The following is a 13,480-nucleotide window of genomic DNA, read 5'->3' as shown; positions in this document are numbered from 1 at the left end:
GCAACCAGGGTCACTTCGAAGTAGACCTACACGAGGACAGACCATGAATCGTCAAACCGCTTTGCTCGGCCTCTTGCTGGCCGCCAATCTCAACGCCACGCCCATCCTCGCTGCAGACGGCGACGGTGGCTGTGCGGCCAAGCGCCAGGTCATCGAAGAAAAGATCGAGGCCGCGCGCAAGAACGGCAACTCACAGCAACTGGATGGATTGCAAAGGGCGCTGGGCAATGTGGAAATGAATTGCGACGACGCCACCCTGCACAGTGATCGCCTGGCCAGCGTCAAGGAAGCCCGTGAGGAAGTGCAGGAGCGTGAGATGGATCTGCGCGAAGCCATGGGCAAGGGCGATCAGGAAACGATCGCCAAGCGTCAGGCCAAGTTGGCCGAGGCGCGCGCCGAACTGGAGCAGGCCGAGGCCGAAGCGCGCGCCGATCAGTAAGCGCGAAACGCCTTGTGGCAGGCCTCGCAACTATCCTCGACAGCCTGCACTGCCGGCTCCAGCTCGGAGCGGCGTAACGGCGGAGCGGTCGTCGCCTGCACCAGTGCGGCGGTGGCCTGCTCCAGATCACGCGCCATCTTCTGGAATTGCTCCTGGCGCTGCCAGACCTCGGGATTGGCCTTGCTGCGCTCGTCGTCACGCACCTGTGGAAAGTGCTGCCAGGGCTCGTGCGACAGACGCTCGAGCTTGGCTGCGCCGCTGATGAATGCGGCTTCGTCGTAGGGAATACGATTGCGCAACATCCCACCGAGGTCTTCGCTGACCTTGAGCATCTCCTTGAACGCGGCTTGGCGCTTGCCCAACGGCGAGTTGGGGTCGACCCCACCACAAGCAGCCAGGGTCAGGCAGATGCAGGTGAGCAGCAGGAGTTTCTTCAAGGTCATCGACACGACTTCCAGGCGACAAGGGGCCGACAGTATCGCGGCTCACCCCGGCCGGGCCAAGCGACCTCTTGTCACAACGGCTGCCTTTCCTGCCTTGCAGTCAGCCAGTGTTCAGCTAGCGGACACCACGAACAAGGCCGCGATCAGCCCCATCCCGGCGAACCACACCAGCGAACGAACAGGGCCCCAGTCGGCCAGGTAGCAGATGAAATACAGCACACGGCTGACGATGAACGCCATGGCCAACTGGTCGAGCAGCGCTTGCTCGGCGCCACCGGCCTGGTGCGCGATGATCACTGCGGCGGCGAACGCCGGAGTCACCTCGAAGCCATTGAGCTGGGCGTTGTTGGCGCGCTTACGCCAGCCCTCCAGCGTGCCCAGGAAGGCGCGCGGGTCCTGATTGGCGCGCGGCCCGTAGCCGGGGCCAAGGAACTTGGCAGTGGCAGTGCCCAGGTAGGGCAGAAAGATGGCGATCAGTACGCACCAGTAGGCAAGGGTCATGGTGTGGCTTCACTCGAAAGGTCGGGAAGCCAAGCCTGAGCGAGCGCCCCGTTACCGTCCATGGCCGCGCCGGCCCATGATGCCGGCGCTTCGGCCAAGCCTGCGGCCAGACTGGCCAGTGCGGCTCAGCCGGGGAAGCGATCCTTGGCGTAGGTGATCGCCGTCTTGCCGTGAGGGGCCGGCAAGCCATCCTCACCGAGGTTGACGAACACCAGCTTGTCGATGGTCAGGATGCTCTTGCGGGTTACCTTGTTGCGCACTTCGCAGCACAGGGTGATGGAGGTGCGGCCAAACTCGGTAGCAGTGATACCCAGCTCGATGATGTCGCTCTGCCGCGCCGAGCTGACGAAGTTGATCTCGGAGATGTACTTGGTCACCACGCGCTGATTGTCGAGCTGGACGATGGCGTAGATCGCTGCTTCTTCATCGATCCATTTCAGCAGGCTGCCGCCGAACAGAGTGCCGTTGGGGTTGAGATCCTCGGGCTTGATCCACTTGCGAGTATGGAAATTCATGCAGTGTCCTCCGTGCCAGATTGGGCGCCCATGATGCGCCCGCAGCGCTGCGCTTGTCGTTGCATCGCTGGCTATGACAATCATAGCCAGGCAAATGCGACGGAAAGCCTTGGGCTGCGCCGCGTACACGGCTATAATTTGCCGGTTTCACGCAACCGGCACCGCTCCGGTTGTGCCCGCCACCTGTCCGAGGGGCGCTGCAGCAGCCTGAAAGATCTGTTTCGAATCCCCAAGCCCTGCATTCCTACAATGCTTCGCGGTAGATTCGAATCAGCCTTCCAGACTGTCAGGCTCGGATGGGGCGTTAACCATACGCATCAACGGCGCCCATTCGCAGACAACGAATGGAGTGCTATTGCATGTCTTTCAATGATTTCAAAGTCGCCGACATTTCCCTGGCCGATTGGGGCCGCAAAGAGCTGATCATCGCCGAGTCCGAGATGCCGGCACTGATGGGCCTGCGCCGCAAGTACGCCGCCAGCCAACCGCTGAAAGGCGCGAAGATCCTCGGCTGCATTCACATGACCATCCAGACCGGCGTGCTCATCGAGACGCTCACCGCCCTGGGCGCGGAAGTGCGCTGGTCGTCCTGCAACATCTTCTCTACCCAGGATCAGGCCGCTGCCGCCATCGCCGCCGCCGGCATCCCGGTATTCGCCTGGAAGGGCGAGACCGAAGAAGAGTACGAGTGGTGCATCGAGCAGACCATCCTCAAGGACGGCCAGCCGTGGGACGCCAACATGGTGCTGGACGACGGTGGTGACCTGACCGAGATCCTGCACAAGAAATACCCGCAGATGCTCGAGCGCATCCACGGCGTCACCGAAGAGACCACCACCGGTGTACACCGCCTGCTGGACATGCTGGCCAAGGGCGAGCTGAAGATCCCGGCGATCAACGTCAACGACGCGGTCACCAAGAGCAAGAACGACAACAAGTACGGTTGCCGTCACAGCCTCAACGATGCCATCAAGCGCGGCACCGACCATCTGTTGTCGGGCAAGCAGGCGCTGGTCATCGGCTACGGTGACGTGGGCAAGGGCTCGGCCCAGTCGCTGCGTCAGGAAGGCATGATCGTCAAGGTCTCCGAAATTGACCCGATCTGCGCCATGCAGGCCTGCATGGACGGCTTCGAGCTGGTTTCCCCATACAAGAACGGTCTCAACGACGGCACCGAAGCCAGCGTCGACGCTGCGCTGCTGGGCAAGATCGACCTGATCGTCACCACCACCGGCAACGTCAACGTCTGTGACGCGGGCATGCTCAAGGCCCTGAAGAAGCGCGCCGTGGTGTGCAACATCGGCCACTTCGACAACGAGATCGACACTGCCTTCATGCGCAAGAACTGGGCATGGGAAGAGGTCAAGCCGCAGGTGCACAAGATCCACCGCACCGGCGCCGGCAGCTTCGATCCGGCCAACGACGACTACCTGATCCTGCTGGCCGAAGGCCGCCTGGTGAACCTGGGCAACGCCACCGGCCACCCGAGCCGCATCATGGACGGCTCCTTCGCCAACCAGGTGCTGGCGCAGATCTTCCTGTTCGAGCAGAAGTTCGCTGATCTGTCCGCCGAGAAGAAGGCCGAGCGCCTGACCGTCGAAGTGCTGCCGAAGAAGCTCGACGAAGAAGTGGCGCTGGAAATGGTCAAGGGCTTCGGCGGTGTGGTCACCCAGCTGACCAAGCAGCAGGCCGACTACATCGGCGTGACCGTGGAAGGCCCGTTCAAGCCGGACACCTATCGCTACTGATGCGTAGGGTGGATAAGCCCCTGGCTTGTCCACCGCCGACTTCCCGCAAGGTGGATGGAAAAACGCCATCCACCCTACGTCTCCAAGGCTAGAAATCTATGAGCCAAGAACGCCGCTACAGCTTCGAATTCTTCCCCACCAAGACCGAAGCCGGGCATGAAAAACTGATGGACGTGGCGCGCCAACTGGCGGCCTACAAGCCCGATTTCTTCTCCTGCACCTATGGTGCCGGTGGCTCCACCCGCGACCGCACCCTGAACACCGTGCTGCAACTCGATGGCGAGATCAAGGTGCCCACCGCCCCGCACCTGTCCTGCGTCGGCGACAGCAAGGCCGAACTGCGCGAGCTGCTCAACCTGTACAAGAACGCCGGTATCAAGCGCATCGTTGCCCTGCGCGGCGACCTGCCGTCGGGTATGGGCATGGCCAGCGGTGAGCTGCGCTACGCCAACGAACTGGTCGAGTTCATCCGCAGCGAAACCGGTGATCACTTCCACATCGAGGTAGCCGCCTACCCGGAGATGCATCCGCAGGCACGTAACCTCGAGGACGATATCGCCAACTTCGTGCGCAAGGCCAAGGCCGGTGCCGACAGTGCCATCACCCAATACTTCTTCAACGCCGACAGCTACTTCTACTTCGTCGAGCGCGTGCAGAAGCTGGGCGTGGACATTCCAGTGGTGCCAGGCATCATGCCGATCACCAACTACAGCAAGCTGGCGCGCTTCTCCGACGCCTGCGGCGCTGAAATCCCACGCTGGGTGCGCAAGCAGCTGGAAGCCTACGGCGACGATGCCGACAGCATTCGCGCCTTCGGCGAACAGGTCATCACCGAGATGTGCGAACGCCTGCTGCAAGGCGGCGCGCCCGGCCTGCACTTCTACAGCATGAACCTGGCAGGTCCCAGCCTGGCCATCTGGAACAACCTCGATCTCAAACGCTGACGGGCAGGGAGCCGCACAGCGGCTCCCACGCTCAAGGATGAGCCCTATGACAATCAAGCGCCTCCTCCCCTTCGCCTTGCTCGCCGGCCTGCATACGCCCGCTGCACTGGCCAGCTCCGACATGACCTGCACACCAAGCTGGAAGCTGATTTCCGACGAGCTTTCGGCGTGCAATAACCTGGCCTTTCTCAGCCCCGGCAACGACAGCCGCGTCAATCTGCAACTGCTGCTCGACGACGCCGGCCACCTGAAACTGACGCGCGAACCGCTGGCACTCGAAGGCTACGAATACGGCTACGGCCTGGTGCCCTTCAGCCTCGGCATGCTCGACCCGAGCCGCACTCGTAGCGAAGCGGCCGAGACGGACGAGCAAGCCGCCGAGACGGACGCGACGTACCTGACCCAGGCCCTGCAGCGCCTGGGCGTCGACAGCGAGGCGGATGCTTTCGCCGTGCACCACTTCGCTGAAGGCGAGGGCAATCGCTGCCGCAGCAACGACCTGCAGGCCATGCGCGGCTTCGTCGATGCGCTCAGCGCCACGCCAGAGCTGGCCTCGAGCGAGACACAGGCGCTGGCCCGTTCGCGGCGCAGCCTGCTGAGCCTGTGCGGTGAGGGCGATCCACAAACGCAGGACATTCTGCCGCAAGCGACGCAACTGCAGTCGCCCGCTGCCCAGGCCTTCGGGGACTACCTGCGCGGCGCCGACGCGTTCTATCGCGGCGACTTCGATCAGGCGCATGAACGTTTCGCCGAACTCGCACACAGCGAGCGGCCCTGGCTGAGCGAAACCGCCCAGTACCTGCTCGGCCGTGTCGCGCTGAACCGGGCGCAGCTCCACGCCTTCGATGAATACGGTTTCTTCAGCCCCGAGCAGGTCGATAAAACCAACCTCGACGCCAGCGCGAAGGCCTTCGAGCAGTATCTGAATAACTATCCACAGGGGCTCTACAGCGACTCGGCGCGCGGTCTGCAGCGCCGCGTGTACTGGCTTGCCGGTGACACCCGGCGATTTGCCGAGGCCTTTGCCCGGCAGTTCCAGCGAGGCGCGCAGCAGGTCGATATGCCCGCGCTGATCGAGGAACTGGACGGCAAACTGCTGCCCAGCCTCGCCCCAGATACCATCGAAGACCCGCTGCTGCTGGCCATGGTCGACCTGATTCATCTGCGCGCCCCCGGCAGCAACAGCCAGCCGCGCCTCAGCCTCGAGCAATTGCAGGCACAGCAGCCGCGCTTCGCCAGCCAACCTGACCTACATGCCTACCTGGTCGCTGCCTGGCATTTCTATCGCAGTGAGAACGCCGAGCAGACTCTCGCCGCCCTGCCGGATGCCGAAGGTGGGCCTCTGAACGCCCTCGTCTTCAGCCAGGAAACGCTGCGCGGCCTGGCACTGGAAGCCAAGGGCGAGACGACCCAGGCACTGCAGCACTGGCGGGCGCTACTGGCACGCAGCCAAGACCCGCTGCAGCAGGCACAACTGCAACTGGCGCTGGCCTTGAACTACGAGCGCAGTGGCGAACTGGACAAGGTATTCGCCGCCGCTTCGCCGATCACCACCGCGCCGATCCGCGAACGCCTGCTGGCCTATGGTGCCGGCCCCGAGCTGCTGCGCCAGCAGGCTGGCGACGCACAGGCACCTGCAAGCGAGCGGGCAACTGCGCTGTATGCCCTGCTCTACCGTGACCTGGATTATGGCCGCTACGCCGACTTTCTCAGCGATTTCGCGCAATACCCTTACAAGCCGGAACAGCCTGCGCCGCGCCTCGATCCTGGCCTGTTTGCCTGGGCCGGCGGCAGCGATGCCGGCTACGCCTGCCCCAGTCTGGTGAAGATCGCCGAACGCCTCGCCGCCAATGCCGAGGACGCCCAAGGCATGCTGTGCCTGGGCGACTTCGTCCGTGTCCACGGCCTCGACGAACACTGGCTGAACCGTCCGCCGGCGACCGGCGAGCTGGGCAGCGCGCCAAGTCAGTTCCAGGGGTCGTCCTTTTCTCGCCTGGCCGCCTACCAGATGTTGCTGGCTGCGCCCCAGGTCAGCCGCGAGGACAAGGCCTACGCGCTGTTTCGCGCGATCAACTGCTACGCGCCCAGCGGCTACAACAGCTGCGACGGCCAGGACATCGGCAAGGATCAGCGCAAGCAGTGGTTCCAGACTCTCAAGCGTAGCTACGCGGACACCCAGTGGGCACAGCGACTCAAGTACTACTGGTAGGCCTGCTCCTGCTGGCAGCCGGCCTGCCGGTGCAGGCCGCGCGCGTCGACGCCGCCGAGCATCAGGCCTTCTGGCTGTGGGCCGGCGTGACGCCACAGCCGGTGCTGGCCCAAGCCCGTACCCTATACATGCTGCAGGGGCAGATCGATGGTCCACGCCGCGCTGGCGATCCATCGGCGCGGATGCAGGCACAGAACCCAGCCACGCCCAGGCTGTCGGAGGATATCGAACTCTGGGTGGTGTATCGCGCGCATACCCTGGACTGGAACGAGGAAGTGTTCGCCCTGCTGCTGAGCCAATTGCAGCGCTGGCAGCGTTCCGGCAACCGGGTCAGCGGGGTGCAGATCGACTTCGATGCACAAACGCTGCGCCTGGATCGCTACGCCGCCTTCCTCGAAGACCTGCGCCAGCGCCTGCCACAGCAGTACCGCCTGAGTATCACCGGCCTGCTCGACTGGGCCGGTAATGCCGACCCGGCGGCGCTCAACCGTCTCGCCGGGATGGTCGATGAAGTGGTGATGCAGACATACCAGGGCCGCCACAGCATCGCTGGCTACCAGCGCTACCTGCCGAGCATCGCGCGGCTGCAGTTGCCGTTTCGCATCGGCCTGATACAAAACGGCGAATGGCAGGCGCCGGATTACCTGCAAAGCAGTCCCTGGTTCCGTGGCTATGTGGTATTTCTGCTGAACCCGAGCGAACCCGCAACCGACGCACCAGCCACCAGGCACTGAACGCCCGACACAGACAACCGCAACACCCACGGCGACAACCTATTCGAACGCCTCCGCGCCAACCTTCGGCGCAAGCTTGCCACCAGGACCACATTTCATGCTCAAACGCTCCACGATCAACGCCTCCGTCAGCCCCAAGGGCAGCCTGGAAACCCTCTCCCAGCGCGAAGTGCAGCAACTGCGCGAGACCGGCTCGGGCAGCGTCTACCGCCTGTTCCGCCAGTGCGCCCTGGCGATCCTCAATACCGGTTCGCACAGCGACAACGCCAAGACCATCCTCGAAGCCTACCCGGACTTCGAAGTGAAGATTCACCAGCAGGATCGCGGCATCCGTCTGGAGCTGATCAACGCCCCGGCCGACGCCTTCGTCGATGGCGAGATGATCGCCAGCACCCGCGAGATGTTGTTCAGCGCGCTGCGCGACATCGTCTTCACGCAAAGCGAGCTGGAGCACAAGCGCATCGACCTGGACAGCTCCGAAGGCATCACCGATTACGTCTTCCACCTGCTGCGCAACGCACAGACCCTGCGCAGCGGCGTCGAGCCGAAGATGGTGGTGTGCTGGGGCGGCCATTCGATCAGCACCGAGGAATACAAGTACACCAAGAAGGTCGGTCACGAGCTGGGCCTGCGCGGCCTGGACATCTGCACCGGCTGCGGCCCAGGCGTGATGAAGGGGCCGATGAAGGGCGCCACCATCAGCCACGCCAAGCAGCGCAACCTCACCGGCCGCTACCTGGGCCTGACAGAACCGGGGATCATCGCCGCCGAAGCGCCGAACCCGATCGTCAACGAGCTGGTGATTCTGCCGGATATCGAAAAGCGCCTGGAGGCTTTCGTTCGCGTCGGCCACGGCATCATCATCTTCCCGGGTGGCGCTGGTACTGCCGAAGAATTCCTCTACCTGCTGGGCATCCTCACCCACCCGGACAACCAGGATCTGCCCTTCCCGGTCATTCTTACCGGACCGAAAAGCGCCGGGCCGTACCTGCAGCAGCTGCATGATTTCATCGGCGCCACTCTCGGCGCAGCGGCGCAGCAACGCTACCGCATGATCGTCAACGACCCAGCTGAAGTTGCCCGCGAAATGGCCGTCGGCATCAAGGCCGTGCGTCAGTTCCGCCGCGAGCGCAACGACGCCTTCCACTTCAACTGGCTGCTGAAGATCGACGAGAGCTTCCAGCACCCCTTCGAGCCAACCCATGAATCCATGGCCAGCCTCAACCTGACCCGCGAGCAGCCATTGCATCAGTTGGCCGCCAACCTGCGTCGTGCCTTTTCCGGCATCGTCGCCGGCAACGTCAAGGAGAACGGCATCCGTCTGATCGAGGAGCACGGCCCCTACGAGATTCGCGGCGAAGCCACCATCATGCGCCCGCTGGATCGCCTGCTGCAGGCCTTCGTCGAGCAACACCGCATGAAGCTGCCGGGCGGCAGCGCCTATGAGCCCTGCTATCGCGTCATCGATTGAGGTGGCGTAGGCGCACTTCAAAGGCCATTACAAAATCGCTAATCCGGCGCAATGCCACTATTTCCGCGTCAGATTATCACCATACTTTTACTGTGCTTCTGTGCTTTCGCCGCTCGCGGTGAAACGCTGCGCCTGGTCACGGAAGCCTGGGCGCCCTATGTCTACGAGGACAACGGCCAAGCCGCAGGCCTCGACTACGAAATAACCCGCGAGGTGCTGCAGCGCCTGGGGGTAACGCTGGACCTGCAATTCCTGCCCTGGAAGCGCTGCCTGTTGGCGCTGGAACAAGGCCGCGCCGATGGAATTCTCGACATATTCCACCTCCCGGAGCGCGAGGCCGACATGCTCTTCGTCGCAGAGCCACTGAGCGAGGTCGAGCTGGTGCTGTTCCATGCACGTAATCGTCCCTTCCGCTACACCAACATGGAAGACCTGAGCGACCTGGTAATCGGTGTCTCGCCAGGCTACTGGTACAACGACGAAACCTTCCGCACCTCGACCCTGTTCAGCCGCGAAGAAGCGCAGAGCCATGAAGCCAACATGGGCAAGCTGATACGCCACCGCGTCGACCTGGTGGTCAATGACCGGCGCGCCGGCCTCTATCTGATCGCGCAGATGGGTATCGAGGGGCAAATCGACTACCACCGCAAAAGACTCGGGCGCGACCATCTGTACCTGGCGCTGCGCAAGGATCCGGCGCTGCAGCCACTGGCGCAGGCGTTCGCTCGCGAGCTACGCCGTTTCAAGCGCGAACCCGCCTATGCCCGCCTGCAGGCACGCTACGCCAGGCCACACGAACGCCAACCGTGAACCAGCCGACAGGCTGATAGGTGCGCAAGCCTTGCGCTCTGTTATAATCGGGCCTTCCCGCCAGGCTTGCGCCCGGATGCTGGTGCTCTAAAGCCAGCAGTACCGGACGGGATCACGCCCCCAATGCGTGATTCAAGCCAGGCTCTACACCCCCAGGGCCACGCCCTCACTAGTACAGGATTGCTCATGTCCTTTGCCTCCCTCGGTCTCTCCGAGGCTTTAGTCCGTGCGGTCGAAGCCGCCGGCTACACCCAACCCACTCCGGTGCAACAGCGGGCCATTCCCGCCGTGTTGCAAGGTCGCGATCTCATGGTGGCGGCCCAGACGGGTACAGGTAAGACGGGCGGTTTCGCCCTGCCGATCCTCGAGCGCCTGTTTCCGGGTGGTCATCCGGATCGCGAACAACGTCACGGCCCGAAACAGCCGCGCGTGCTGGTGTTGACACCCACTCGCGAACTGGCCGCCCAGGTGCATGACAGCTTCAAGGTCTATGCCCGCGATCTGAAATTCGTCAGCGCATGCATTTTCGGCGGCGTTGGCATGAACCCGCAGGTCCAGGCCCTGGCTAAGGGCGTCGACGTGCTGGTGGCCTGCCCTGGCCGCCTGCTCGACCTGGCCAATCAGAAAGCCATCGACCTGTCTCATGTCGAAATCCTCGTGCTCGATGAAGCCGACCGCATGCTCGACATGGGTTTCATCCACGACGTCAAGAAGGTGCTGGCCAAACTGCCCGCACAGCGCCAGAACCTGCTGTTCTCGGCCACCTTCTCCAAGGACATCACCGACCTGGCCGGCAAGCTGCTGCACAACCCCGAGCGCATCGAGGTCACGCCGCCGAACACCACAGTCGAGCGTATCGAACAACGCGTCTTCCGCCTGGCCGCCAGCCACAAGCGCGCCCTGCTCGCCCACCTGATCACTCAGGGCGCCTGGGAACAGGTGCTGGTGTTCACCCGCACCAAACACGGCGCCAACCGCCTGGCCGAGTACCTCGACAAGCATGGTCTGCCGGCTGCCGCGATCCATGGCAACAAGAGCCAGAACGCGCGCACCAAGGCCCTGGCCGACTTCAAAGCCAACCAAGTACGCATCCTGGTAGCCACCGATATCGCCGCACGCGGCCTGGATATCGACCAACTGCCGCACGTAGTCAACTTCGAGCTGCCCAACGTCGAGGAAGACTACGTTCACCGTATCGGCCGCACCGGCCGTGCCGGCCGCAGTGGTGAGGCCATCTCGCTGGTCGCTCCGGACGAAGAGAAGCTGCTGAAAAGCATCGAGCGCATGACCAAGCAGAAGATCCCCGACGGCGATCTGATGGGCTTCGACGCCAGCGCCGTAGAAGCGGAGCGCCCGGAAGTGCGCGAGCCACGCCAACCACGTGGTGCCGGCCAGAAGAAACAGAAAGCCGAAGGCGCCGACAAGCCCAAGGGCGAGCGCAACAACGGTGGTCGTCGAGACAAGGGCAAAGACAGCGGCAAGGAGCAGAAAGCCAAGCCGCAACAGCAGGGCCAAGGTCAGAACCGTCGTGGCCAGCAGCCTCGCAACCAGAATCGTGGCGCAGCCCCGGCCGTTCCCGCACTGCCGCCGGATCGCGATCCGGAAGAGTTTCTCGACGACGAAATCGACAATTTCGGCAACCGTGCCGATTACGTCCCGGTGCAGAACAAGCCGCAAGGTCGCGGCCGCCGCTCAGGCGGCGGTGCACCTGGCAATGGCGCTGCTCAGGGCCAAGGTCAGAGAGCCAACAGCAACAACAGGCAGCCCCGCAACAACACTGGCGGCAACCCAGGCAATCCCGGCAAGAATCGCCGTCAAGGTGGCCAGGGTGGTCAAGGCCGCAACGGCGGGGGCCGTGGCCGGCAGGCGGATGGTCGCATCACCTCGCTAGACCGCGACGAACTGCCACGCGCCGAAGCGGCCGTGCGCAACCCGCGCGAGAAGCAGCCGATCATCGTGCACAAGGGCTCGCGCCTGGATCGTTTCCCTAGCGCCGAGCAGCTAGACGAGTTGAGCAACAGCACTCGTCCACGCAGCGAGAAGCCAGCGCTGCTGACGCGTAATCGCGAAGAGTAAGCTGCCACGCAAACAAAAAAGCCACCCCATGCAGAGCGTGTGAAAACGCACTGACGCCAGAAAAATCCAACGCCCCGACTGGTTCGGGGCGTTGGTGTTTTTGATGCTTGGAAATGGAAGGCGGGATTTACCCCAACAGCTCGATCAGCCGACGGGCACCCATCACATTGATGGCACGCTTCAGGTTGTAGGCGTTGACCGCCAGGGCCATTTCCGTCCGAGCGCCCTGCAGTTGTCGGAGCAGGAAGCGACCATTACCCAAAATCCATTGCTTCAGGTTGCCGAAGGGATGTTCGACGATGGATCGGCGCCTGACCATCATCTCTGGATGCGCCTGCATCCGCTGATGCATGCGCTCGAATGCGGCCTCATGGACATGCCGAGTCACGTGTCGACGTTTAGCCTTGGTGCAGCGTGATTTCAATGGACAAGCCGTGCAGTCGCCGCGTAGAGCATAAATGCGCTGTAGGCCGTTTACCTGCTTGAGCGGTAACCATTGGCCTGCAGGGCATTGGTACTGGTCGTTTTCTGCGTCGTAGCTGAAGGCGCTGCGATCGAATAGCGGCGTGTCGTCGCCCTTGTTATTTATGCCCCGATTCTCCGGCACATAGGCCGTAATCCCAGCATCATCACACGCTTGAAACTGCTCACCATTGGAGTAGCCGGCATCGGCTGTAACCGTCAGCTCTTCCTGCGCCAGGATCGCCTGGGCAGCCTTGGCCATAGGTTCCAGTTGTTGGTTATCGCTGCCATCCTGAGTGACAGCATGATGCACGATCAGCCCATGCTCGCCATCCACCGCGTTTTGCACGTTATAAGCCACGCGAGCCCCCTGGTGGGTACGCATCATGCGCGCCTCGCTCTCACCCACGACGAACTGCTCCAGCCCCTGTACCTCCATCAACGCCTGGGCTGTCAGGTTATCGGCATGTCGGCTCTCCAGCTGCTGCAGCGCAGCCTTGACCGCACTGCGATCAACCACTTCAGCGGCCTCACTGCGGTCAGCCTCGTCCAGTTCGGCCAGATAACGGGCGATCTGCGCCTCCAGCTTGCCTTGTTGACGCTTGAGCTTCGTCAGGCTCAGATGCTTGCGTTGCGACGCTACCGCCTGAAACTTGCTGCCATCGATGGCCACGAGTTGCCCGCTGATCAGCCCCACCTGGCGACAGAACCGGACGAAGGTGCGGCAGGTCGCCTGAAAAGCAGCGCTGTTGTCCTTGCGAAAATCAGCAATGGTCTTGAAATCCGGTGCCAATCGGCCCAGCAGCCACATCACCTCGACATTGCGTTGGCACTCAGCTTCCAGGCGCCGGGAGGAGCGGATGCGCTGGAAGTAACCGTACAGATAAAGCTTGAGTAGATCCGCTGGATCATAGCCAGGACGTCCAGTCTTGAGTGGTTCGGCCTTGCTGAAACCCAGAGTCTGCAGATCCAGGCGGGCGACATAGGCCTCGATCACCCGTACCAGGTGATCCTCCGGCACCAGCTCCTCCAATGTGGGAGGAAACAGGCTGCTTTGCTGACGACCTTCGCCCTGGATGTAGCCCATAAACGACAATGCCCCCATCGACTGATGGAGGCATTGTCTTC

At 62.9% G+C, this 13,480-nt stretch carries 12 protein-coding genes and 1 riboswitch; of the genes, 8 read left to right on the top strand and 4 right to left on the bottom strand.

Going from position 1 to position 13,480, the window contains the following annotated elements:
* Positions 1–43: 43 nt before the first annotated feature.
* Positions 44–439: a DUF1090 domain-containing protein gene (locus AAEQ75_RS10640; protein ID WP_343352211.1), complete on the top strand. Its 396-nt coding sequence runs from the start codon at positions 44–46 to the stop codon at positions 437–439.
* Here the strand turns inward: AAEQ75_RS10640 and AAEQ75_RS10635 are convergent.
* The 3 genes from AAEQ75_RS10635 to AAEQ75_RS10625 all read right to left on the bottom strand — a co-directional run bounded on the left by AAEQ75_RS10635 (position 433) and on the right by AAEQ75_RS10625 (position 1,898).
* Positions 433–882, bottom strand: coding sequence for a c-type cytochrome (locus AAEQ75_RS10635; RefSeq protein WP_343352209.1), 450 nt, complete (start codon positions 880–882; stop codon positions 433–435). The genes AAEQ75_RS10640 and AAEQ75_RS10635 overlap by 7 nt on opposite strands.
* 111 nt (positions 883–993) lie before the next feature.
* Positions 994–1,383 (bottom strand): MAPEG family protein, encoded by a 390-nt coding sequence (locus tag AAEQ75_RS10630; RefSeq protein ID WP_099522877.1) that lies wholly within the window; start codon positions 1,381–1,383, stop codon positions 994–996.
* A gap of 125 nt (positions 1,384–1,508) precedes the next feature.
* Positions 1,509–1,898, bottom strand: coding sequence for an acyl-CoA thioesterase (locus tag AAEQ75_RS10625; RefSeq protein WP_143504577.1), 390 nt, complete (start codon positions 1,896–1,898; stop codon positions 1,509–1,511).
* A gap of 183 nt (positions 1,899–2,081) precedes the next feature.
* Positions 2,082–2,234: riboswitch (S-adenosyl-L-homocysteine riboswitch) on the top strand.
* A 23-nt stretch (positions 2,235–2,257) separates the two neighbouring features.
* Here AAEQ75_RS10625 and ahcY point away from each other — a divergent pair.
* From ahcY to AAEQ75_RS10590, 7 genes are all read left to right on the top strand, one after another.
* On the top strand, positions 2,258–3,646 hold the full coding sequence (ahcY, locus tag AAEQ75_RS10620; RefSeq protein WP_343352206.1) for an adenosylhomocysteinase: 1,389 nt from the start codon (positions 2,258–2,260) through the stop codon (positions 3,644–3,646).
* 98 nt (positions 3,647–3,744) lie between these two features.
* Positions 3,745–4,590, top strand: coding sequence for a methylenetetrahydrofolate reductase [NAD(P)H] (gene metF, locus AAEQ75_RS10615; protein ID WP_343352205.1), 846 nt, complete (start codon positions 3,745–3,747; stop codon positions 4,588–4,590).
* Positions 4,591–4,636: 46 nt separating this feature from the next.
* The gene (locus AAEQ75_RS10610) at positions 4,637–6,799 is read left to right on the top strand and encodes a hypothetical protein (protein WP_343352204.1); all 2,163 of its coding nucleotides are present in this window, start codon (positions 4,637–4,639) and stop codon (positions 6,797–6,799) included.
* Positions 6,769–7,533 carry a DUF3142 domain-containing protein gene (locus AAEQ75_RS10605; RefSeq protein WP_343352203.1) on the top strand — a complete coding sequence of 255 codons (765 nt, stop codon included), beginning with the start codon at positions 6,769–6,771 and terminating at the stop codon, positions 7,531–7,533. The genes AAEQ75_RS10610 and AAEQ75_RS10605 overlap by 31 nt, the downstream gene beginning before the upstream one ends.
* Before the next feature lie 97 nt (positions 7,534–7,630).
* Positions 7,631–9,004: a nucleotide 5'-monophosphate nucleosidase PpnN gene (gene ppnN / locus AAEQ75_RS10600; RefSeq protein ID WP_143504581.1), complete on the top strand. Its 1,374-nt coding sequence runs from the start codon at positions 7,631–7,633 to the stop codon at positions 9,002–9,004.
* Positions 9,005–9,055: 51 nt separating this feature from the next.
* A complete protein-coding gene (locus tag AAEQ75_RS10595) occupies positions 9,056–9,814 on the top strand; it encodes a substrate-binding periplasmic protein (protein WP_143504582.1) in 759 nt (252 codons plus the stop codon).
* A 186-nt stretch (positions 9,815–10,000) separates the two neighbouring features.
* Positions 10,001–11,890, top strand: coding sequence for a DEAD/DEAH box helicase (locus tag AAEQ75_RS10590; RefSeq protein ID WP_343352200.1), 1,890 nt, complete (start codon positions 10,001–10,003; stop codon positions 11,888–11,890).
* A 127-nt stretch (positions 11,891–12,017) separates the two neighbouring features.
* On the opposite strand, the gene AAEQ75_RS10585 is transcribed toward AAEQ75_RS10590, so the two are convergent.
* Positions 12,018–13,439 carry an IS1182 family transposase gene (locus AAEQ75_RS10585; RefSeq protein WP_343352342.1) on the bottom strand — a complete coding sequence of 474 codons (1,422 nt, stop codon included), beginning with the start codon at positions 13,437–13,439 and terminating at the stop codon, positions 12,018–12,020.
* Between the last annotated feature and the right edge of the window lie 41 nt (positions 13,440–13,480).

Origin of the sequence: Pseudomonas sediminis (genome assembly GCF_039555755.1) — a bacterium.
In the GTDB taxonomy this organism is placed as follows: Bacteria; Pseudomonadota; Gammaproteobacteria; order Pseudomonadales; family Pseudomonadaceae; genus Aquipseudomonas; species Aquipseudomonas mendocina_D.
The sequence above is the reverse complement of the archived record's forward strand: the minus strand, read 5'-3'. Positions and strand labels throughout refer to the sequence as shown.